The organism is Pseudoalteromonas sp. NJ631, from assembly GCF_000276645.1.
In the GTDB taxonomy this organism is placed as follows: Bacteria; Pseudomonadota; Gammaproteobacteria; order Enterobacterales; family Alteromonadaceae; genus Pseudoalteromonas; species Pseudoalteromonas piscicida.
Window position 1 is genome coordinate 63,853 of sequence record NZ_AKXJ01000009.1, and the last position, 22,939, is coordinate 86,791.

Here is a 22,939-nt window from a genome sequence, read left to right on the forward strand (position 1 = left end):
ATATGAAGATCCGCACTAAGTTCTCTGTGACTTCTGCCATAGTGATCTTATTGATCATCACCACGACGACGCTTTCTACTTATTGGTTTGTTAGTGATTCGGTGAAAACCAAAACTCATGCCTATGTAACGGATAGCACGCAATTGCTGGCTGTGAGCATAGAGAATTGGCTGGCCGGTAAAGCAACGCAAATTAATGTGATAAAAAGTCAGTTAGAGCAAAACTTTAGCGATGATAACTTTCAACAAGCGTTGAATACACCAGTGTTTAAAAACGAATTTTTGCTGGCTTTTGGTACTTTGGCTAATGAAGAAGGGCTCAGGTCGAACAACCCCGCTCGCAAAAATCCTCCAGGTGTCGATTTTAGAGAACGAGCTTGGTATAAGCTTGGTAAAAACCAAAATAAAACCGTTTATACCAGTCCATATACTGACGCAGCGACAGGTGAATTATTGCTGTCGGTGGTGTCTCCCATCATAGTGAACGGTAATTTTAAAGGGGTAATTGGGGGAGATTTAAGCCTAAAAACCATCGCCAATAGTGTCAATCAGGTCAACTTCGATAACACGGGTTATGCCTTTTTGGTCGATAAGTCTGGTAATGTCATTTCTCATCAACATGCCGAATTTAACGGCAAAAAATTGCAACAGGTATATCCAGCTTTACGCTTAGATAGCGTAGATAAGTTGCAAGAAGTGGATACCAAAGAAGGCAAAAGGTTGTTTTACTTACATTCGCTTGATAACACCTTTGGTACGGACTGGTATTTGGCGGTATTAATCGATAAATCAAAAGCCTACAAAACACTGACTGAAATTACAATAAACTCCCTGATCATTGCTATTTTAGCCGTGGCTATTGGAGTATTCTGCGTACGGACGTTAGCAATTCACTTACTCCAACCATTACGGGATTTGGAATCTGCAATCACCGGCATGGCAAGTGGGGGCGGTGACTTAACTCAGCGCTTAAAAATTGTTAACGAAGATGAGTGCGGCACGGTAGCGCGACAATTTAATTTGTTCTTGGGCTTTTTGCATGGGTTAGTAAGTAATGTAAAAGAACGTGCAGACGACGTGGTGATAAGCAGTGATGCCGCCAAAGAGCTGTCGACGCATTCTTCACAGAAACTTGATCAACAAGTTAGCCTAATTGAAAACCTCGCTACCGCGATGAATGAAATGAGTACTACCTCGACCGAAATCGCAGGTAACGCGCAGCAAGCCGCAAGCTCTATCACCTCTGTAAATGAAAAGACCTCCGAAGGGCAAGAGATATTCTTTAAAGCGCGAAGCCAAATTAATGCTTTGGCTGACGATATTACTGCATCGTACGAGTTGAGTACGCAACTTGCAGAATACAGCCAAAATATTGAGAATATTCTTTCGGTCATCAATGGCATTGCAGAACAAACCAATCTATTGGCACTTAATGCTGCAATTGAAGCCGCACGTGCCGGAGAGCAAGGTCGTGGTTTTGCGGTTGTGGCCGATGAAGTGCGTTCTTTAGCATCAAAAACGCAGGAATCCACCACCGAAATTAAATCCATGATCGACCAGATCCAAGCCTCGTCCATTCAAGTTCAGCAATCTATGGGAAGCAGCCGCGATAAAACCCAGCAATGTGTGTCGCAAACCGAGCAAGCGACACATATGCTAGAAGAAATCTCAGAAGCAGTAAAAGAGCTTATGGATCGCAATATTCAAATCGCAACCGCCATAGAAGAGCAAAGTGTGGTGATTGAAGAAATCAATAAAAATACAATACATATCAACGATATTAGCGTGGAGGTCGGCAGCTTTTCAGACAAACAATATAATGCCAGCGAAGAACTCGCTAAAAACGCCCATGAACAAGAAGCGCTGCTGTCTAAGTTTACGCTTTAAAAACATTAGTGACTAGCAGGCTTATATACCCACAGTTTGCTACAAAGGAAATTGCCTGCCGTCGCTAAGAGAATACTCAAGACAAATGCAGCATGTACGTTGGTAAGTGGTAAAAAAAGCCAAAATACACTTAGGTTCACAATGCCAAATAAATGGCTGATAAGTATATGCTTAGACAGCTGACTAATAATTTGCACTCGTTGTGCTTGTGTAAAAGTGAAAAGCCTATTACCTAACCATGTTGTAATCACTGCGCACCAAAATGCGATTAATCTTGCGAAAAATGGTGTAGATGAACTAGCTAAAAGCGTGCTAAAAACACTCCAGTCAACGACGCAGCCCACTCCTCCAACACATAAGAAACGAAAAAACTGCATAACAAGTCACCTCAAAATAACTGATCTTGCCGAGTAGCAGGTCGAAAAAAGTCGTCCCAACGTAGACATTTTTTCGACATTGTTAATTTTAAACTGCGCTAAATGCAATAATTGGAACAGAGTTATGACCAAGCGAATAGTTGCCATTGATAGGTCAAATATGGCCTGTATGCAGCGCAAAATACGTTTCACCAATAGGGCGCTTATCTCTTTAATAGTCCCAGCGTTTAATGAACAAGAGGTACTTAATACGGTACATCATAAATTGTGTACAGTGATTGCGACACTGCCTGAGTACCGGTTCGAATTAATCTACATTGACGATGGGAGTACAGATGAGTCGTGGAAAATGATGTGCCAGTTAAACAACAGTTTTTCATCTGTAGTTTGCCTTCAACTGAGCCGTAATTTTGGTAAGGAGGCTGCATTAACTGCTGGATTTGAATATGCGCAAGGCGATGCGGTGATCCCTATTGATGCTGATTTACAGGATCCACCAGAGTTATTGCAAAATCATTTATTTCAAGAGGTGCACAAGTGAGTTTATACAAACAAGAATTTGGCCAAGACTTTGACCTAGGCGTTGATTTAAAAGAGCATCCATATCTAATAGATAACAGCTGGCACAATTACCTTTGCCCAAGTTTCTATTTCAAAGTAGATGAACATTATTATTTTCTATGGGTGGACTATGCTGAAGAAGAGCAAAAAGAGGAGAATACGACACGATATACAGTTATTGAAGCTAATAATGAAGGGAGTGCGGAAGAGCCTGAAATTTATAATAGTACCAGTGCCAAAATTCTAGAGTATGACAACTTTCATGAGTTAGGAATACTTTTTCTATCACTGGGTGTAATCTCAACTTCAAATTAAATATTTTCCCAAGAAGACTTTAGAAGCAATAACATGTAGTATCAATTTTAATTAAAGGATTTTGCTGGATTTTTATGACTACATTAACAAAAAGTATAAGGCCTGCTGCTCGCTTATTAAGAACTATTGGCCAAGATTTAGTAAAAGATAGTTATGCAGCTATTGTAGAGCTCGTTAAAAATGCATATGACGCAGACTCACCGGATGCGAGTATTAAATTTAACTATGACAATGAAAAGACAAGCCTCATTATTGAGGTAATTGATCAAGGTCATGGCATGAGCTTAGACATCATCGTAAATAAATGGTTAGTCCCAGCAACAGATGATAAATTATTAAGAAAAAAGAGCTCAAAGAATCGAGCTTTACAAGGAAGAAAAGGTATTGGTCGATTTGCTGCCTCTATCTTAGGAGACATAATAATCCTAAGCTCAGTTCAAGACGGTAAAAAAACATACCTCAAGCTTGATATGAAAAAACTAGCTGAAGTTGAGTTTTTGGACCAATTTAAACTTGAAGTTAAAGAAACTGATACGGACAAAAAAAACGGAACATCCATAAAAGTTATTAAAAAGAATGTTACTGAAAAGGTTGTTAACGATATTTGGAATGATAAACAAATACAAAAGCTCCTTACTGAACTTAGAAACCTTTTATCACCTGAAGAGGTCTATAAAGCAGCTGAACAACAGGGTTACGAAATATCTCACGATAGCTTCTCGATGACTCTTGAATTCCTAAACTTCCCGAATCCTCGGTACGCATCAAGAACTATTAACTTAAAACCCTTCCCAATTCTCTCAGTTTATGACTATAAAATTTCAGGTAAGATTAGTTCAAAAGGAAACGCTACTCTATATTTTGAAAATCAGAATTTATCAAACTTAGGCCTAGAAAAAATAGAAGTTAACATTCCTATCTCTAGTAAAGAAAACCAAAATAGGCCCGGTGAAATATTTATTGACCTTAGAGTTTATGATAGAGACCCAAGCAATATTGACAATATCATAAAGCGGGGTTTAAAAGATCCTGACACTGGAGAGTTTGTTGGCAAACAAGATGCTCGTAAAATTTTAGACGAAACATACGGCGTTGGCCTTTACAGAGAACAATTTCGGATCAGACCATACGGCGATCCTTCATTTGATTGGCTAGACTTAGATAAGCGAAGAGTACAGCAATCAAATAAAGTGGGGCATAATCAAATCATTGGTTTGGTATATATCCGTTCTGAAGAAAGCTCAGGTTTAGAAGAGAAAAGTGCACGAGATGGGCTTGTAGAAAACAATTACTATTTTGGCCTTATCCACTCTGTAAAAGTCGTTTTAAATGAATTAGAAGCAAGACGAAGTCAGTATAGGCGTCTAACATCTAAGTATTTCAAAACAGGTGCTGTTGATGCCGAGCTCGAGGAGCTTTTCGACTTTTCATCAATTAAAAAACGAATATCCACTCAATTATTAAAGCATGGCTTATCCCATGGAAACCTTTTAACTGTCGAAAAAGTTGTAAGCAAAGAACTAGAATCTGATAGTGAGAAAAAGTCAGAATATCTTAGAAAAATCAAAGAGACTATTGCAACTTATCAAGGACAAGCATCTCTAGGTAAAATTACTCACGTTCTTCTACATGAAGGCCGGAAACATATTAAATATATCTCCGAGACAGTTCCTAGAATAACAAATTGGGCACACAAGTTAGGACAGGAACATGATACTATTCTTGAGGAGAAGCTCAGAAAACGTTCACACTCTGTTAAAGAACACACTAAAGGACTTACAAAACTATTTAAGCGAATAGAACCTTTGGCAAGAGTAAGAAAAGGCTCTGTAAAAAGCTATAACTTAGTTGATCAAGTATCTGAATGCTTTGATATTTTTCAATCAGAGCTTAAGTCTGAAAATATTGTCTATAAAATCAACTCACCAAGTAATGATATTGAAATAAAAGGCTATGATTTTGATATTATGACTGTTTTCTCAAATTTATTAGAAAATAGTATTTATTGGTTAAAAGACCAAGATGAAAAGCTAATATCTGTCGATATTTATCAAGAACATAACAAAGTTTTTGTTGAGTTTATTGATAATGGCCCAGGGTTTGAAGGTAATAATTTAGAGCTTATTTTTGAGCCCAACTACAGTATGCGGCCAGACCAAAAGGGCACAGGCTTAGGCTTAGCCCTAGCGGGCGAGTCAATGAAAAGAATGGGCGGTAGCATTTCTGCTCAAAGTTTAGAACATGGGGCATGTTTTGAACTAACATTCAACTTGGAAGAATAATTATGAAACAAGAATTAAAGCTTTTAATCGTAGAAGATGATAATGATCAGTATGACTTATACACAGATGCAATCGAAGAACTAAATGAAGACGATACTGATAGAATAAGAATAGAGATCACTAGAGAGAAAAATTCCGATAATGCGCTTCAACAAATATCTTCTGAAAAGTTTGATGGAGCAATAATCGACTTAAACCTTGAAGGTGAAGAAAATAATCAAGCATCAGGGAACAAAGTAATTAGAAGAGTTTTAGAGCAGCATAGATTTCCTATTTATATCGTGTCCGGTAATTTAGGCAACCTAGATAATGACATAGTAAATTATCCTAGCCCATTCATTACCTCATACAATCGTGATGACGAAGTTCAATATGTTGAAATATTAAAAGAATTAAAAGAAATTTTTAAAACTGGGATTACTAAAATCCTTGGTGGAAGAGGTTTGATCGAAGAGCATTTAAAAAAGATTTTTTGGGAGCACCTTGCAAATGACTACAAGAATATTGCCTCAACAACCGAACAAAGTTCAGAAAAAACCCTTTTAAGGTATGCCTTGAGCCATTTGAGTGAGTATTTGGCAGAGTATAGCGATGGGGAGTCAAGGTATTTCCACCCTGCAGAGTATTACATTAAACCTCCTATACAAAAACATATAGCTACTGGTGATATTATTAGCCAAAACAATAAGTATTTTATTAATATCTCACCAGCATGTGATGTAGCGGTAAGAAAAGTTAATGAAGATGGCACGTTAAAAATAAACGCTAACAAAGTAATACTAGCTCCATTAATACCTGTTTTGAGAGAATCATTTTTAGAAAAGGGAATTATTAAAGCAGATGATCCAGCAAAAACGATTGAAAAAATCATTGGGGAAATAGTCAAAGGGCAAAGAGATAAATATGCTCTTTTACCAGAATATAGTGATCTAAATGCCAAATTAATTGACTTACAAAATATCGAAACCATTGAAGTTAACCAATATCAAGAGTTCAATAGGGAAGCTACAGTGGCAGGTATTTTTTTGAAAGATATTCAGTCTAGATTTTCATCGTACATGGCAAGGCAAGGACAACCTGATCTCGATAAAAGTATCTTAATAGGTAAATACAAAAATATATTAAAGCGTGAATAAAATCCATAAACAGCCACGGTACATTAGAAGTGTACCGTAGCTGTTAATTAATGTATCTACCTGATATGTATATCGATAGAATTTTTGTTGGGCAATGAAAAAGACAAGAGATCACAGGATATTCATCAAGCAAGTTTTCCTCTTGAATCTCGCACTTAGTTGGCTCAGCCATTTGTGCAGATTCAATTGGTCCATTCTTACCAGGGAAGATAAACATATTAGAGACATTGTTCTCAGGATATATTGATTTCACAGCCCTTGCGTAGAAAAATTGCTTAACTAAATCAGGCCATCCTGGAGCCGTCTCAATGCTTTTTGCAGAGTAATATTTAGCGTCAATAACAGTGAAGTCACCAGTTTTAGGATCTCTAAGCACTATATCGGTTCTTTGTCCTTTCCTACTAGCCAGCTTCAATTCACCATTTATTTTATATACAGGCTTAGCTAGCTTTTTGTTAATAGGAAATACGTTTTTCAGTGTTTTTGACAGCATATGTTCCCACATGCCTTCAAACCTTTTTACACCAATAGAGAAGTCACTTTGCTGAGACATACTTTCTAATTTAAGATAATTTATTAACTGTTTAATGAGATAAATATCGCGATCTGAATATGCTCTTGTTAGCTCATTACTCAGGTGATAAAGCTTCGCATCATTATTCAGTAATGAGGCAGGAACATCGATAAGCTGTCTAGTTATTGCTCCATCAACATTAATTAACCACCCAATTTTTTGATCTAACTTGCGTAATATTTCAGCATGGATCCTCGCAGTTTCACAATTAGAGTATACGCGTTTGATAGAACCAGCTAACTCTAAATAAACAGGACTGTCGCCTGACATATATGGTATAGATTGCTTAATAGTACGGTTCCAATCTATTTTACCTGAGTTTACCTTCCTCTCGGATACTCGACGTGTAAAAAGACCATTGTTGAAGTAGTCTTCAAATAAGGCAAATATTAAACCTAGGTACTCCTTTCCATATACCCCTTCATCAATTAATTCATCAGCATTTATAGCGTTGTCTTTGTTATCTAAATAACGCTTCAGTGCCTTCAAAAGTGTCGCACACACCTCCTTTTGACTTAATTCATCAGCTTCTACAAAATCACTGTTCCGTGGAAGGAACACTGCAATTTGATCATCAAAGCTAATTAAGCCACAAAACATTACTTTTTGCTTATTACTGTAAAGAAGCCCTAGTTGATCCAGTTTTTGAACTAACTTCTTGGGCATTGCTTTTACAATACTTTGCCTGTCTTCAAATAGGTGTAATTTACGCATTTTTAATTACATCTATTCTGCTTGTTCATCTGCGGCCACTTCTTGGGCTTTTTGTGCGCTGTTTAACGTCTCTTGTAGTTTAATTTCAAATGTTTCGGAGAAAATAGGAGCACCTTCTCCAAATTTATGCGACAACTGACCAAAAGTGCTTACTTCTGATGTATTAAAAATCACATCACGCTTTCCATGGCGAAGTACATCATCCCAGAGGTAAACTAATATTTTACCTTTTAATGTATTATTGGCTTCCTCAATACTCGTAAGCTCATCATCAGATACAAAGCGGTGTCCTAGTAGGCGATCTTCTGGTACTTGTAAGGAAGACAAAGTATCATTAACAACTTCTGCAAATACTTTCCAAGGCACTTCTATCTTCTCACCGTCAGAAAGTGCAATCTCAAAATTACCATTACCTGCTTTAGTAAAATCTATTGGTAAATATTCGAATAACCAACGTCTCTTAAAGGCTGTATCCATTGGCATGACTGATTGATCGCTACTATTCATCGTTGCTAGAATTGAGAAGTTTGAGGGTAAGTAAAGCTTATGAAACTTATCAGGCTCATTTAGATGCTCCTTGATGTGGAGCAACATATCAGGATCTGATACTTCTATCTTATATTGACTTTCACCCTGCGCATTTCTATCTAATAGTTGGAATATCTCACCAAAAACAGCTGCTGCAGGTGCTCTATTAAGTTCTTCAATTACAAGATAAACATGTTTAGTAGTATCATTTAGAGCCTCTATAAGCGCCTTAGTGAAGGGCCCTGGCCTAAACTTATAAGAAATCTTCTTTTCACCATTGGCATCGACCATAACAGGCTTTAAAACACCTACAAGATCACTATATTGCGTGTCTGGGTGAAATACCGTTACATATCGAGAATGGCTTTCTGTTACTTTATCTATACGATGGCTTTTTCCTGTACCCGGAGCGCCATAATAAACCTTATTAAGACCTTTACCTGCATTGGATTTATATTGAAATAAGTTTTTATCTTCTACGGATTTGGTATTTCTTAGAACCTCGCCATCAGGGATAGTATTCTTTTCTTCTAGGAATTTTCTTAAGCTTGGCTTTTCGCTCAATAACTCAATAAGTAACTCAATTTTCCCTGAATTCTCTTGGATGAGAGAACAAACTTTGATTACACTTGAGGCGATTATTTCATCATTTCTTCGTGACAATTTTCGACCTTGCAACTCCCCCCTCTCTTCATTCTTAACTTCTAGCCAGCTTCGCCCCTCTAAGAAGTCTTCAAAAAAAGATATATCTTCTTCACTCAAGTTACTATTCAGAAAAGTATATAGCTTATCTAACTCCTCATTTGTAAATTTTGACTTCCAATTTAGAGAAGGCAGCGATTCAAATACTTTATGATCAACTCCAGATTCGTTTTTGATTCTATCTAAAACAGCTAAGTACTCAATTAGCCCTTCAATAAAACCAACACATTGTTGTAAACGAGCAAACCAACTAAAAGGAATATATGCTGTCTGTTTGCTTCTATTTACGAGTTTTATAGAGTCAGAAAGGAGGCTCGTATTCAAATTTTTAAAGTAGCCGATAAACTCTAAATAGATTTTTTCTTTATCCGTACTTGATAAGCTAATCTCATTAAAAATATTAGCTTGTACCTTCTCTATTGCTTCAATACGTAATGTAGAAAGATCTTTTAACATTGTTTCCCTTGCCTGATCATTTATACAGTGCTATATTTACCGGGATTAAAACCGGACAAGTTTAATAGCATCATGAGTAAAGTTTTAATGAATAACGATATAGCAAGTCAAATCAAAAGTATACGAGAAAGCTTAGGTTTAGGCCGGACTGAATTTGCGAACTTACTTGGTATGGCTTCTACTGGCGAACGAACAGTTAGAGGGTGGGAAACAGGTGAACACAAACCGACTTCAAAAAAGCTAACTGATATTCTCAATCTAGAGTCAGAGTTAAAATCACATCTAGATAATGCACCATTTAAACAGAAACCTTTATCTCAGTCTGAATTTTCATTCATAGACTTATTCGCAGGGATTGGGGGTATAAGGTTGCCTTTCCAAAAACTCGGTGGACACTGTGTTTTTACTTCTGAGTGGGATAAGTTTGCTCAAAAAACATATTTAACTAACTTTGGTGAAATGCCCAACGGTGATATCACTCAAATTGCTGCATCAGATATTCCAGATCATGACATACTTTTAGGTGGTTTCCCTTGCCAAGCTTTCTCTCAAGCTGGCCTAAAGCAAGGTTTTAATGATACCCGTGGAACAATGTTCTTTGAAATTCAAAGAATTCTTACTGAAAAAAAACCCAAAGCTTTTGTACTTGAGAATGTTAAACAGCTTCAAGGGCATGATAAAGGCCGTACTTTAAAAACTATTTTAGATATTTTAAAAGGTAATTTTGACCTAGAAATACCTGATGACGTACCTCTAAGTGAAGAAACACGACATGCGTTATCAGAGAAACTAAATTATTGGGTTGATTATAAAGTACTTAGAGCTGGTGACTTTGGTGCCCCACAAAATAGAGAGCGGGTATTTATAGTTGGATTTGATAAGAATCAATTTGATGGATGTGATTTTGATGAGTTATTTAAGTGGCCTACGCCTCCTAAAACACCAACTAAAGTAGGTGATATTTTAGAAGATTTAAGTGAAATAGCACCGAGTGATGATAAATTCACGATATCTGAAAAGCTTTGGGCTGGCCACCAGCGGAGAAAAGAAGAACATAAAACGAAAGGAAATGGCTTTGGTTATTCACTTTTCAATGCTGAAAGTGAATATACAAATACAATAAGTGCGCGCTACTATAAAGATGGTTCTGAGATACTAATTGATCAATCTGAGCTAGGTAAACGCCCCAGGAAGTTAACACCTAGAGAATGCGCTCGATTACAAGGTTTTCCTGAAGAGTATATTGTAGATGCGGTATCTCAAGGCCAGATTTACAAACAATTTGGCAATTCCGTTTGCATGAAAGTCGTAGATGCTTTAGCCGTGGAAGTAAAGCAAGCTCTGATTTTGGCTCTTGATAGTTGCTCAATAAAAAAAGCATCTTAGATCATTAAATAAATTTACAAGGAGCTTCTACTTGACAGCTTGGAGAAATAAAAACACTTTATTACACTTATAAGAGTACGTCGATTTTGATCCTTATGTTCAAAGAAAGTCAGGTAGAAGAGATGCTTAAACTTTTAAATAATCATACTCAATGTAGTAAACTACCTATATTAGATAAGTACTAATAGCATATCTTTACTTTTAGTACCCACATTAGTACCCATGGCCAAGAGCCTGAAAATAAAGGTAATATAAATCAAATGAGTAGAGCAGGAATACAGTGGTTCCCAGGGCATATGAATAAAGCGCGCAATGAGATCAAAGAGATCATGCCGCAGATGGATGTCATTATTGAAGTGCTGGATGCTCGTATTCCATACAGTAGCGAAAACCCGATGGTAGGGCAGTTACGTGGTGACAAGCCTGTTATCAAAATCATGAACAAAGCGGACCTTGCCGATCCTGAACTGACCAAGCAGTGGATGGAGTATTTTGAACGTGAGAGCGGCGTAAAAGCACTGGCGTTTGGTCATGATAAGGCGAATGAAGTACAGCGTATTAATGCGCTTTGCAAAAAGCTTGCACCTCATAAAGTGGGTCAAGATAAGCAGCTAAAAGCTATGATCATGGGTATTCCAAATGTGGGTAAATCGACACTTATCAATACACTTGCTGGCAGAATCGTTGCAAAAACAGGTAATGAACCAGCGGTAACTAAAGCGCAACAGCGTATTAAGCTTGAAGACGGCATTATGCTTTACGATACGCCGGGTATGTTGTGGCCAAAGGTTGAGAACGAAAACTCGGGCTATCGTTTGGCGGCAACGGGTGCTATTCGCGATACTGCTATCAATTATGAAGAAGTGGCGAGCTACACCGCTGAATATCTGCTAGGTGCATATCCAGAGCTTTTAAAAGCACGTTACAAGCTCGACGAATTACCGGACTGTGATTGGACATTTATCGAGATGGCTGGCCGCAAGCGCGGTTGTGTAAAGGGTGGCAATCAGGTCGATACGCATAAGATGTCGGAGATTTTAATCAACGAACTGCGCGATGCTGTTATCGGGCAGATCACGATGGAAACGCCGGAAATGCGAGAGTCGGAAGAAGAAATGGTTGCTGAGTTACGAGCACAAGCTGAGGCTAAAAAGGCCGCGCGTGAAGACGAAAAACGTCAGCGCCGCGCAAGAGCGCGTAAGAATCGCCGCTAAGCGGCGAATTTGGTTTGATTCCGGCCTTGTTTGGCACGATAGAGCGCGGCATCGGCGCGCTTTATAAAACCATCTTCTGATTCATCAATATGGTATTGTGCAACGCCAATACTGACTGTCACTTTGACCTCACATTCCGCTTGCTCTAGTGCAACATGGATCTTCTCAGCAATCGCAATTCCTTGCTCTAACGTCGCTTTGGGTAGCAATACCATAAATTCTTCGCCTCCCCAGCGGCACAGCAAACCTTTGTTTTCTATCTGGCGTTTACATACGTTGGAGAAACATTGCAGCACTCTGTCGCCTACCACATGGCCATGTTGATCGTTCACTTGTTTAAAGTGGTCAATGTCCATCATCAACATCACTACTGGGGTTGATTGGGTACGCGCTTTTGCTAAATGGTGCTGAAGCTGTGGCTCAAAGGCTTGACGATTAAAGGTATCGGTGAGTTTGTCGTACTTCGCCATTTTTTCTAAGCGTTTTTGATAGTGATTAAACGTCAACTGCGCCACGGCTAATATTAATAGGGTGACGAGGCTCCCTACCCATAAATTGGTTGTGAGTATGTCGCTTATTCCACTGGATTTATCTATTGTTTGCTCAACAATTAGATACCAGCCTATAGAGTCCAAATAGCGCGAATGAACAAACTTGGCATGGTCGTCGGTTTCCAACTGAAATTGATATTCGGATTGATTGAGCAGCGCCGTTGCTTGGGTTGGAAAACGATCATGAATACTGGTGCCAGATAGGGTCTGATCGTTAAAAAATAATAGCCTGCCTTTGTGGTCAATAAAGTACAGTTTGCGTGCGTAGCTGGCTTCGTATTGTTCGATTAAATTGTGTAAATCAGCCAATAAGATGCCAACCCCAACAACGCCAATTACATCGTTGTTTTGCCTTATTTTATGATTGACGTAAACAATGGCTTCGTTGTTATCTCTTGGGTCTATATCAACATTGAGCGCATAGTCAGCATCGCTATGCAGGCTTTCTCGGTACCAATCATTTTGTTTGGCACGGATGTCTAACTGCTGGGTGTTACCATCAAAGTGGTAATAAGTGAGGTTCTTGTCATCCACTAAAAAGCTCGTTTTTGCGTGATGTAATACTCGAGTATCTTCTAAGTAGGTGAAAATAAGCGCAGGGTCTTGCTGTGAAGACGTTAGCCAACGTTTAATAAAGACGTTATTTGCCATTTGCTGAGAAACAATAATTGGAGCTTGAAGCCGTTTTTGTATATCTAAATCAATCAGATGGCTGGTGAGTGGCAGAGCATCATCGCTCACCCCTTTATACAACGATTGTTTAGCATGCTCGATACTTATCCAGCTGGTGAAAATAAACCCTACCAGCAGCAGCAGGCTTAACAACATGTTATAACGGTAGCGTCGAGCGTTCATATTATTGTTATTTTTGGAAAAATAGAATGATACGGATTCTAGTAAAAGAAAACGATTACACGACATTACAGCTGAACAAACGCTGATAGAAAATGTAGGCATAAAAAAAGCCCTGAGCAGGGCTTTTTGATTCATATCTACCGTCACCGATATGAGCAATGTAGCAAGTAAAAAGTGGTTGTCAGTGATACACATCAAGGGGCGTTGTAGCACATCACCGACAACACGATTCAGGGTCGAATCAGCAAGAGTATGTCCTCTTGTTGATATTGATTATCAATTAGATTAGCCGTTAGGTCAATACCTTTTTGAAAATAATTCTCATTAATATTTGTGCGGCTGTTTTTCGGTAAGCGTTGAAAATAGATATAAATTTTAGGCATAAAAAAAGCCCTGAGCAGGGCTTTTTACGTTCATATCTACCGTCACCGATATGAGCAATGTAGCAAGTAAATTGTGAGAATAAACTTAGTCAGGTTTAGGGGCGACTGAGTTAAGTTCATTCAAGCCATTAACGTTGGCCAGCCGTGTTTCAGGGTCGAGAAACAAACTAGAGTACTAATGCCAATCTCAAGGTAGTGAGTACATCAGGTAGACAGGGCTTTACAACTATCAACCTTACTAACTGAGTTGGCGAAACAACACGTTGCCGTCTTGTTAATAGTGATTATCAGTTAGATTTAACAATGAGTCAATACTTTTTTGAAAATAATTCTCATTAATATTAGTGTGGCTGTTTTTCTAGGAAATACCGAAGTGAAAATAAATTTTGGGCATAAAAAAAGCCCTGAGCAGGGCTTTTTGATTTCATATCTACCGTCACCGATATGAGCAATGTAGCAAGTAAAAAGTGGAGTTAGCGTCTAAATACGAGGAGCAATGCAAGTGCCTGCTAACGTCCTTGGTAGTTGTGGATACCAGCCTTGTTTCGGGTCAAGAAACTATTGTGATAACAAGTTGAGCCGTCACTCTCGTCTTGTTGATAGTGATTATCAATTAGATTTGAAGAGCTGTCAATGCTCCTTTTGAAAATAATTCTTATTTAGATCTAAGTGGTTGGAATTACGCCAAATTTAAATTTATTGAGTGTATTGTTTTATTAATGTGATGGTTTTTGGTGTGTAGTATGTCTTATTTCTGCTTATTCTAGGGGGCAAAGTATTATTCTATATTGAGCTTTGTAGGTTCACCGCTTCTAGAGCTTCAGAGAAAAACTAGGTTAATTCACCATCCACATCTTAGATATTTTGATTAACGCAGCAGTCATACTTTCGCTTTACTCGTTATTTATTTCCACACTACTTTGTATTTTGTACATATTGCTCATGATTTTTATGCACAAAACGCGTTTTACTCAACTTAATCAACTTATTTCCGCAATCTATGGTTAATTGAGGGTTAACAATAAGCTCGTACTTGATAGCAGGTTGTAGTCGCTAGTCACAATACGTTTAAGACAAATGAGTACAGAGCAATGAGAACAACAATAATGAAGCCAGTTGCAGCAATGTCATTAATTGCGGTAACTGCTTGCCCCGTTTTGGCACAACAAGATGAAGCACTAGCCAGAAAGGTTGCAAAGCTAGAAGCGCAATTAAAGGAATTACAGTCCAATAAATCACTGAACCTTGAGTTTGGTGGGCGTGTACAACTCGATTTTAACCATTTTAGTGGTGCATACAGCGCCGATAATAAGGGTAATGCCGCCAGCGATTTTTTTCCGCGCCGGATCCGCACCTATGTCGAGAGTGAGCAGGGCGACTGGGAGCACAAGTTGCTACTCGATTTTGCCGAAGGCGATGCCGAGATAGTCACAGTAAGAGTGCGCTATACCGGCTGGAACAACGGCCCGCGCTTTCAGTTTGGTAAATTAAGAGAAGATATCACCCTGAATGCGCTCACCAGCAGCAAACACATCAATACCATAGAGCGCAGTTCCATCGCTGATACGTTTTCTCCTTACTTTCGATGGGGCGCATCAGCTTATCAATATTTTAAAGATTCCGGTTTTCGCTATGCGTTAGGGGTGTATAAAAACGACGCCTTTGGTGCATCTGGGCGTGACCAAGATGACCGTCTGGCACTTGCCTATTCGGGGCGTTTGACTTGGTCGCAACACACTCCCGGTAAAACCCTGCATTTAGGTGGTTGGGGTTCGTACCGTGATATGGGCGGCGCTACGCTGGGTAATCGCCTTGCTCGCGGTGAAGTACGCGAAGCCAAAGTGCGCCTCGTGGATTATGCTGCAGGCGGTGATGTAGTTGCTCTTGATAGCATCTCACAAGCCGGGTTAGAGCTCGCTTATCAACATAACGCCTTTATGCTTGAGGCCGAATATGCTACACGCAACTTAGATACCCTCGACCCTACTTCTGCTTTAGATGGGGGAGATATTTCGGGTTATCACTTGTCCTTGAGCTATTTCCTGACCGGTGAACACAAACAATATTCTGCAGGCTCTGCGGTATTTAAGCAACCTAAAGGGGTAAAAAATGCGTGGGAGTTGGTTGCACGTATTTCCAGTATGGATGCCGAAAACGCCAACCAAGGTACGCAAGTCGACGCCTACACACTGGGCGGCACCTATTACCATTCCAGCAGCTTAAAGTTCATGGCTAACCTTGTCTATGCGGATGTTTCAGGAGCTGGAAGTTCCGCGTTGGTTGGTGACGAAGATTCAGGGTTTGGTTTTGCTGCACGCTTGCAGTATCTATTTTAACGGGAGCAGGTTATGAAGTTTGCATTAAAGCATCTCAAGTTAGCAATGGCTGGCGTGGCAATGATGTCTACTCAGGTATTAGCGGATACCCACTTTTTAATTCCCGGCGGTCCAGGTGGTGGTTGGGATACTACGGCTCGAGCTGTGGGTGAGGCGTTGGTGAAATCAGGGCTTGAGTCCAATGCGTCGTTTCAGAATATGTCAGGCGGTGGTGGCGGCCGTGCTATTGCTTACTTAATTGAATCGGGCAATAAAAAAGGCGATATGTTGATGGTTAATTCAACACCAATCGTGCTGCGCGCATTGTCGGGTAAGATCCCCTACAGTTATCGTGATTTAACGCCCGTTGCCAGCGTAATTGCCGATTATGGTGCATTCGTGGTGCGTGATGATTCGCCTTTTAAGAGCTGGAAGGAGGTGATTGCTCGTCTAGAAGTAAACCCTGGCTCAGTGACAGTTGCGGGTGGTTCTGCTCGCGGCAGTATGGATCATCTTGTTGCAGCACAAGCAGTAAAAGCGGCAGGTGTTGACGGTCGCAAGCTGCGTTACATTCCTTACGATGCCGGTGGCAAAGCCAAGGCCGGTTTATTGTCTGGCGAGGTGAAGATGCTCTCGACTGGATTAAGTGAAGCGCTCGACATGGCAAAAAGTGGTCAGGCGCGCATTCTTGCTGTTACCGCGCCAGAGCCTATCGCGGACTATCCAGAGATCCCAACCCTGAAGTCTCTAGGCTATGACATGGAATTTGTTAACTGGCGTGGTTTTTTTGCGGCTCCGGATCTCCCCCAAGCAAAACTCGACGAATATACCGTGAGATTACAAAAGCTGGTGCAAAGCAAAGAGTGGGAAGCGGTGCGTGCACGCAACGGTTGGTTGAATCTATTTAAGCCACAGCACGAGTTTATTGAGGCGCTAGAGGCACAAGAAGCGCAGCTGAAAGTGGTGATGGAAGAATTGGGTTTCGTTAGACGCTGATTAAATTAAATAGGTGGCTGCAGTGAGGTTACTGCACCACCTAAAAGTGGGTAATTCACTATGTTAAACCGAGAATTGTTAGGCCCAGTGCTGTTTTTAATTCTGTTTTCACTCTATGCGGTATCTGCTTGGCAAATCCCGATTATGCCTTTTGAAGAGTACGAGGCGGTAAACTCAGCAACTTTGCCTAAGGTATACGCGCTGATTGGCATTGTTGTTTGTCTTTTGTCGATCGCCGCAACATTGTTTAAAGGCGTCTCTGCGCTTGATAAACGTGAAGGAGCGGAGACTATCTCCAAGGTAACCATAGCCCAATGTGCAGCACTGATTGTATTGATGCTTATCTACAGCAGTGTGCTTGAAAAACTCGGGTTTATTGTTTCGACCATTTTGTTTTTAGGCTGTGGCTTTTTAATTATGGGTGAGCGACGTAAGCAAATTTTGTTATTGGCTTCAGTGCCGGTGGTTATCGTGTTTTGGGCCATTATGACGCAGCTACTTGGGATCTATCTGGTTCCTAGTGATTTTTGGAGTTAAGCCATGTTAGACGGTATTTTAGTTGGCCTGTCCACGGCCTTTATGTGGCAAAACTTACTGTACGTAATTGTTGGTTGCTTTGTCGGGACTTTTATCGGCATGTTGCCCGGCTTAGGGCCAATCACGGCGATTGCGTTGATGATCCCTATCACTTACAACATCGGTGCCGACTCCGGTATGATCTTAATGGCGGGCGTATATTACGGCGCTATTTTTGGTGGTTCGACTTCCTCTATTTTGATTAACGCTCCCGGTGTAGCTGGTACTGTGGCATCGTCATTTGACGGCTATCCAATGGCAAAACAAGGACATGCGGGTAAGGCTTTGGCTATTGCCGCTTATGCTTCATTTACTGGCGGAACGATTGGTGCGTTGATGCTTATGATAGCCGCACCACTGCTTGCAAAAGTGAGCTTAAGTTTTCAGTCTCCAGACTATGTGATGTTGATGTTTTTGGGTCTGACCGCGATTGCTGCTTTTTCTGCAAAAGGGCAATTTTTAAAAGCCATGATGATGACCGTATTTGGCTTGATGCTGTCGACGGTGGGAATAGACCCTTCATCTGGAACTGAGCGTTTTACCTTTGGTCAGGCAGACTTGCTAGACGGCGTAAGCTTTTTGTTGGTCGCAATGGCAACCTTTGCATTGTCTGAGGCGCTGATCAACGTGATCCGTCCTGAAAAAGCTAATCAAGGTTCGAATGATGATGACACCCCCGTTATTGGCTCAACAAAATTATCTGGCGCTGAAGTGAAAGAAATGGCGCCAGTTGTGGGGCGCTCTTCGATTTTAGGATTTATCATTGGTGTATTGCCGGGGGCTGGCGCAACGATTGCGAGTTTTATGGCTTATGCGACAGAGCGAAATTTGGCACCCAAAGCCATTCGTGAGCGTTTTGGGCGTGGTGAAATCCGTGGCTTAGCGGCACCTGAGTCGGCAAACAATGCCGCTTGTACTGGGTCGTTTGTACCCTTGTTAACGCTTGGGATCCCAGGGTCTGGCACCACTGCGATTATGTTAGGGGCGCTGATTGCCTATGGTATTCAGCCGGGTCCTACGTTAATGCAGGATAATCCTACGGTGTTTTGGTCGGTAATTGTGAGCATGTATTTTGGCAACATTGTGCTGCTGATTTTAAATTTGCCACTGATCCCTTATTTCGCAAAGGCTTTGACCCTGCCGCGTTCAGTTCTCACGGTGATGATTTTATTCTTTAGCTTGATTGGTGTTTATCTGGTGTCATTTAATACTTTCGATTTGTTTATGATGGTGGGTTTTGCCTTGGTGGCGGTGGTGCTGAGATTATTGAGTTTCCCGATGGCACCTTTGCTCCTTGGATTTATTCTCGGCGATATGATCGAACGTAATTACCGCCGCGCCATGATGATTTCGGATGGCTCTATTAGCTTTATCTGGGAGCGGCCGTTAACTTTAGGCATATTTGCGCTTGCCATGTTAGTGTTGTTGATCCCATTAAAAGAGTACTTCCAGCAACGAAAAGTTGCGCAGTAACCCTAGTAAACCCGCAGTGAGGAAATACGTGTGTCGCAATCACAAAAATTAGCACGCAGACCAAAACGCTTAGAAACGCGACTGATCACTTGGGTTGTGGGCTTGTGTGTGATCCAAGCATGCTTATTTACCGCGCTGGTGTATCAGGTTATTACGCAAAGCTTACACCAGGAAGTGGGAGAAAAAGCCTTGGCTTTGGCTAAGGCGGTGGCGGTTCGTGAAGATGTTATGGCGGCACTCATAACAGATAGGGATAGCTCACAGATCCAACGCCTCAATACTAATGTTGAGCTGCTGCGCCAGACAACTGGCGCAGATTTTATCGTCATTGGTGACACCGAAACGCGACGTATCGCCCACCCAGATGAGCAAAAAATTGGTCGCACTATGGTCGGAGGGGATAGCCAAGCCGCACTGTCTGGAGAGAGTTATATCTCAACGGCACAGGGCAGTTTAGGTGAATCTATTCGCGGCAAAGTGCCGGTGTACTCTCCCGCTGGTGAGGTGATTGGTTTAGTCTCGGTAGGCTTTTTAGTGCAATCCGTCGAGTCGTTGGTGTTGCAGCGCAGCATTGCCGTTTTTGTTGGAGCTGCAGCGGTGTTACTGCTCAGTGTCATTGCCGCGATTTGGATTGGTCGACGTGTCCGCCAAGCCATTTTTGGCCTGCAACCAGATGAAATCGGGCGCTTATTTGCTGAGCAAGAGGCCATACTGAATACCGTACGTACGGGGATTATCGCGCTTGATCCGGATGGCAGCGTGCGCCGTTTGAATCAACGTGCGTGTGAAATTCTCGAAAAGCCTCGCGGCTTGAGTAAGCAGAGTTTGCACCTGAGCGACTTGTTGCCAGAGCATAGCGACTTCTTGTTGCATAACCCCAATCGCCCTTTGGTTGGTTTTGAGCTATTTGTTGCAGACAAGCGTTTGGTGTTATCGCGATTTGCGTTACAAGTGCAAGGTCAACACGAAGGGATTTTACTGAGTATGCGGCCCTCCGATGAACTAGAGTATGTGTCTAAGCAGCTCACTAAAGTACAGGCTTTTGCAGAGCTATTGAGGGTGCAAACGCATGACTATTCAAACAAGTTAAATACCATTGGCGCGCTTATCCAAATGGCGCAATATGACAAGGCGATTGAGCTGATAGGTCAAGAAAGTCAAGGCTCACAAGCGCAAATTGAAAACCTCCTCACCTATATACAAGAGCCAGTGATCGCGGGCTTATTACTCGGTAAATACCATAAAGCGCGAGAGCACAATGTGGCACTCGAGGTGAGTTCCGACAGTGCGCTGTGCGCTATCCATCAAAAAGAGATGTTGGAACGAATAGTTTCAATATTAGGTAATCTCATCGATAATGCCATTGAAGCGGCAAGAACGACGGCACAGTTGCGGCCTGCCAAAGTGGTCGTAACAGTGGATGAAACGGTTCAGGATATTATCTTTGATGTTGAAGATAGCGGCACAGGACTGATTGGTAACGTCGAAGAGGCGTTTACGCCGCAGTTTAGTACTAAGTCCGGCGACCAACATGGTGTTGGCTTATATCTCGTAAAAACAAATCTTGATTCCTGCCACGGAACCTTAGAGGTTGGGGAGTCTGAATTACTTGGTGCAAGGATCACGGTCTTTATTCCCAAGCAAGTAAAAGAGCAATAACAATGACTTATTCTGTGGTGATCATCGAAGATGAAGTAGCTGTGGCACAATTATTAGCGCAATACCTAGTGACACCGGCAACACCAAGTAGCGCGAGGCAAGGGCAATATCGGGTGGTGGCCAGTAGCGACAATGTTTCTACCGCGACGGTACTGTTGAGTGCGATACAAGCTGACTTAATTTTATTGGATATTTATCTACCTGATGGCAACGGCCTTGAGTTTTTAAAGATGCTACGCGAGCAAGGCTGTAAAAGCGAAGTGATGCTGATCACCGCTGCAAAAGAAGTAGCGACGTTAGAAAAAGCGATCCGTTTGGGAGTCTGCGACTTTCTAGTTAAACCGCTGATCTTGGAACGACTCGACCTCGCACTCGCTCGCTTTGAGGCGCGTCAGCAGTGTTTGGATGGTGCCAATGAAGTGACGCAATCTATGGTAGACACTTTATTTGGTAGTGAACAGGCGAGCGTACCAAGTACGGCTAGACTACCCAAAGGCGTAGACCCACTTACTTTGGAAAAAATTCGTACGGCATTTCAAAGCCAGCCCAAGCAGGTGTTCACTGCAACCCAAATGGGAGAATTGGTGGGTGTGAGCCGCTCAACCGCTCGGCGCTATTTAGAGTTTTTGGTTAGTATAGAAGAAGTAAAAGCCGACCAAAGCTACGGTAGTATTGGTCGGCCAGAGAGAAGCTATCATTTAAATTAAGGGTGTGCCTGTAGTGACTGCCATGGGATCACCGGCGCATCATTGCTGCTAGGACGAGTAAATTCGCTGAGATAAGGTGTAGGTCCTGTGAAGAAACCGGTATTACGTAAGTAAAAGCGGCTTTGCTCCTCACCACCTTGATAATCCAAACGCGACCCTTTTCTGGCGGTGGCGTCATAAGTGAATTTAGCCTGATTCAACTCAACCCAGTTACCTTGGGTGTCACGCAAAAACTGGCGGTTATAAAATGCCTTACGCTCAAACTGTCCAGCTTCGGGTAAAAAGTTTTCCAAAAAGCTATGCGGTCTTGCAACATAGGTGTTGGTTTCAGGGCGGCTAAAGGCTGCGATCAGCTTCCATTGACCGGTTTCCGGCGCATAAAAGTAGCCACGATATTCAGTATGGCCTTCATAAGTCGTACTAGGCTCGATATTGACTAAAAAGCGATATGTCGTATCCGGTTGCCAGTTATAACGTAAATAGCTTTGCCCACCAGAACCTTCATTGCCAAATTCACCGACGTAAACGCCTTCGCCTTTAGCGAGTAATTTGATTTTAAGATTGTCAGGAATTGTGCTCGGATCATCGGTTTGGTACGGGCTCCAAACCGAAAATAGCACGCGACGCTCGGTGGGTGAGTTTACCTGAATACCAAAGTAACCTTCGCCAAAACCATTCGCCATAAAATACGAACCTTGTGGATCATAGCCAGATGGCACCGTTACTTCGTTGTAAAACCAGTTATAGTCCTTTTTGTCAGGTACGGTATAGGAAAGGTGTACTGAAGGGCCGCGACGACCCCAGTAAAAGTCTTCTTTGACATAGTTAGGCGCGGGGGTCATGGCCTCACCATCGAGACTGAGCCCGGTAATGGCAGGGAAGGTACTGTTTCGCCCATTGGCTAAGGTGTCACCGGCTATTTGGACGGTTTGATAGCCAACTTGCGTCACGATAAAGTCACCGACTTTTACCTTAGTCGGGCTTTGTCTATCGAGGTTAAGCGTCACTTGTTTATTGTTATGCGTTACCAGCAATGTACTTGGTGCACTTGGTTTCTCAAGGTGTAAATAGAGGGTATAGGTGCCAACGTTATTGGCATAAAAATAGTGATTAAATCTAAGCTGCTTATCTTGCCATGGGGCAATTCCGGCTTGAGTTATATATTGCCTGCTGGCGTCAATATCATTATTGACCCAGGCGTTACCGTAACTGCTGATATAAGCCTCTTGTGCTGAGGCAAATAGTGAGGCGCACAGCAGTATCGGTGTGATTATTGTATTCTTCATCTTAAGT

General features: G+C 41.4%; 18 protein-coding genes. 13 read left to right on the forward strand and 5 right to left on the reverse strand.

Annotated features, from left to right (window positions below):
• Positions 1 to 2 precede the first annotated feature (2 nt).
• A complete protein-coding gene (locus A587_RS0115315; protein WP_017218302.1) occupies positions 3 to 1,886 on the forward strand; it encodes a methyl-accepting chemotaxis protein in 1,884 nt (627 codons plus the stop codon).
• Positions 1,887 to 1,891: 5 nt separating this feature from the next.
• On the opposite strand, the gene A587_RS25450 is transcribed toward A587_RS0115315, so the two are convergent.
• The gene (locus A587_RS25450) at positions 1,892 to 2,263 is read right to left on the reverse strand and encodes a GtrA family protein (RefSeq protein WP_017218303.1); all 372 of its coding nucleotides are present in this window, start codon (positions 2,261 to 2,263) and stop codon (positions 1,892 to 1,894) included.
• Positions 2,264 to 2,387: 124 nt separating this feature from the next.
• Here A587_RS25450 and A587_RS0115325 point away from each other — a divergent pair, with 124 nt between their 5' ends.
• The 4 genes from A587_RS0115325 to A587_RS0115340 all read left to right on the forward strand — a co-directional run bounded on the left by A587_RS0115325 (position 2,388) and on the right by A587_RS0115340 (position 6,557).
• Positions 2,388 to 2,804 (forward strand): glycosyltransferase, encoded by a 417-nt coding sequence (locus tag A587_RS0115325; RefSeq protein ID WP_017218304.1) that lies wholly within the window; start codon positions 2,388 to 2,390, stop codon positions 2,802 to 2,804.
• Positions 2,801 to 3,139, forward strand: coding sequence for a hypothetical protein (locus A587_RS0115330; RefSeq protein ID WP_017218305.1), 339 nt, complete (start codon positions 2,801 to 2,803; stop codon positions 3,137 to 3,139). Before A587_RS0115325 ends, A587_RS0115330 begins: the two co-directional genes overlap by 4 nt.
• A 74-nt stretch (positions 3,140 to 3,213) precedes the next feature.
• Entirely contained in the window at positions 3,214 to 5,421 is a 2,208-nt protein-coding gene (locus tag A587_RS0115335) for a sensor histidine kinase (protein ID WP_017218306.1), read from the forward strand.
• Positions 5,422 to 5,423: 2 nt separating this feature from the next.
• Positions 5,424 to 6,557: a hypothetical protein gene (locus A587_RS0115340; protein WP_017218307.1), complete on the forward strand. Its 1,134-nt coding sequence runs from the start codon at positions 5,424 to 5,426 to the stop codon at positions 6,555 to 6,557.
• Between the two features lie 43 nt (positions 6,558 to 6,600).
• On the opposite strand, the gene A587_RS0115345 is transcribed toward A587_RS0115340, so the two are convergent.
• Together A587_RS0115345 and A587_RS24545 are read right to left on the reverse strand one after the other, a co-directional pair.
• Positions 6,601 to 7,845: an LlaJI family restriction endonuclease gene (locus A587_RS0115345; protein ID WP_017218308.1), complete on the reverse strand. Its 1,245-nt coding sequence runs from the start codon at positions 7,843 to 7,845 to the stop codon at positions 6,601 to 6,603.
• Between the two features lie 12 nt (positions 7,846 to 7,857).
• A complete protein-coding gene (locus A587_RS24545; RefSeq protein ID WP_017218309.1) occupies positions 7,858 to 9,531 on the reverse strand; it encodes an AAA family ATPase in 1,674 nt (557 codons plus the stop codon).
• 87 nt (positions 9,532 to 9,618) lie between these two features.
• Here A587_RS24545 and dcm point away from each other — a divergent pair, with 87 nt between their 5' ends.
• Positions 9,619 to 10,917, forward strand: a complete 1,299-nt coding sequence (dcm, locus tag A587_RS24150) for a DNA (cytosine-5-)-methyltransferase (RefSeq protein WP_017218310.1) — start codon at positions 9,619 to 9,621, stop codon at positions 10,915 to 10,917.
• A gap of 260 nt (positions 10,918 to 11,177) precedes the next feature.
• Positions 11,178 to 12,131 carry a ribosome biogenesis GTPase YlqF gene (ylqF, locus tag A587_RS0115360; protein WP_026001015.1) on the forward strand — a complete coding sequence of 318 codons (954 nt, stop codon included), beginning with the start codon at positions 11,178 to 11,180 and terminating at the stop codon, positions 12,129 to 12,131.
• Here ylqF and A587_RS0115365 read toward each other — a convergent pair.
• Positions 12,128 to 13,537, reverse strand: coding sequence for a sensor domain-containing diguanylate cyclase (locus A587_RS0115365; RefSeq protein WP_017218312.1), 1,410 nt, complete (start codon positions 13,535 to 13,537; stop codon positions 12,128 to 12,130). The genes ylqF and A587_RS0115365 overlap by 4 nt on opposite strands.
• Before the next feature lie 1,489 nt (positions 13,538 to 15,026).
• On the opposite strand from A587_RS0115365, the gene A587_RS0115370 reads away from it, so the two are divergent.
• The 6 genes from A587_RS0115370 to A587_RS0115395 are packed head-to-tail and all read left to right on the forward strand — an operon-like array spanning position 15,027 to position 21,646.
• Positions 15,027 to 16,256 carry an OprO/OprP family phosphate-selective porin gene (locus A587_RS0115370; RefSeq protein WP_017218313.1) on the forward strand — a complete coding sequence of 410 codons (1,230 nt, stop codon included), beginning with the start codon at positions 15,027 to 15,029 and terminating at the stop codon, positions 16,254 to 16,256.
• Between the two features lie 12 nt (positions 16,257 to 16,268).
• Entirely contained in the window at positions 16,269 to 17,231 is a 963-nt protein-coding gene (locus A587_RS0115375) for a Bug family tripartite tricarboxylate transporter substrate binding protein (RefSeq protein WP_017218314.1), read from the forward strand.
• A gap of 60 nt (positions 17,232 to 17,291) precedes the next feature.
• Positions 17,292 to 17,768 carry a tripartite tricarboxylate transporter TctB family protein gene (locus tag A587_RS0115380; protein WP_017218315.1) on the forward strand — a complete coding sequence of 159 codons (477 nt, stop codon included), beginning with the start codon at positions 17,292 to 17,294 and terminating at the stop codon, positions 17,766 to 17,768.
• 3 nt (positions 17,769 to 17,771) lie between these two features.
• Positions 17,772 to 19,280 carry a tripartite tricarboxylate transporter permease gene (locus A587_RS0115385; protein ID WP_010606897.1) on the forward strand — a complete coding sequence of 503 codons (1,509 nt, stop codon included), beginning with the start codon at positions 17,772 to 17,774 and terminating at the stop codon, positions 19,278 to 19,280.
• A 30-nt stretch (positions 19,281 to 19,310) separates the two neighbouring features.
• Entirely contained in the window at positions 19,311 to 20,939 is a 1,629-nt protein-coding gene (locus tag A587_RS0115390) for an ATP-binding protein (protein WP_017218316.1), read from the forward strand.
• 2 nt (positions 20,940 to 20,941) lie between these two features.
• Positions 20,942 to 21,646: a response regulator gene (locus tag A587_RS0115395; protein ID WP_017218317.1), complete on the forward strand. Its 705-nt coding sequence runs from the start codon at positions 20,942 to 20,944 to the stop codon at positions 21,644 to 21,646.
• On the opposite strand, the gene A587_RS0115400 is transcribed toward A587_RS0115395, so the two are convergent.
• Entirely contained in the window at positions 21,643 to 22,932 is a 1,290-nt protein-coding gene (locus A587_RS0115400; protein ID WP_017218318.1) for a DUF3472 domain-containing protein, read from the reverse strand. The genes A587_RS0115395 and A587_RS0115400 overlap by 4 nt on opposite strands.
• Positions 22,933 to 22,939: the final 7 nt, after the last annotated feature.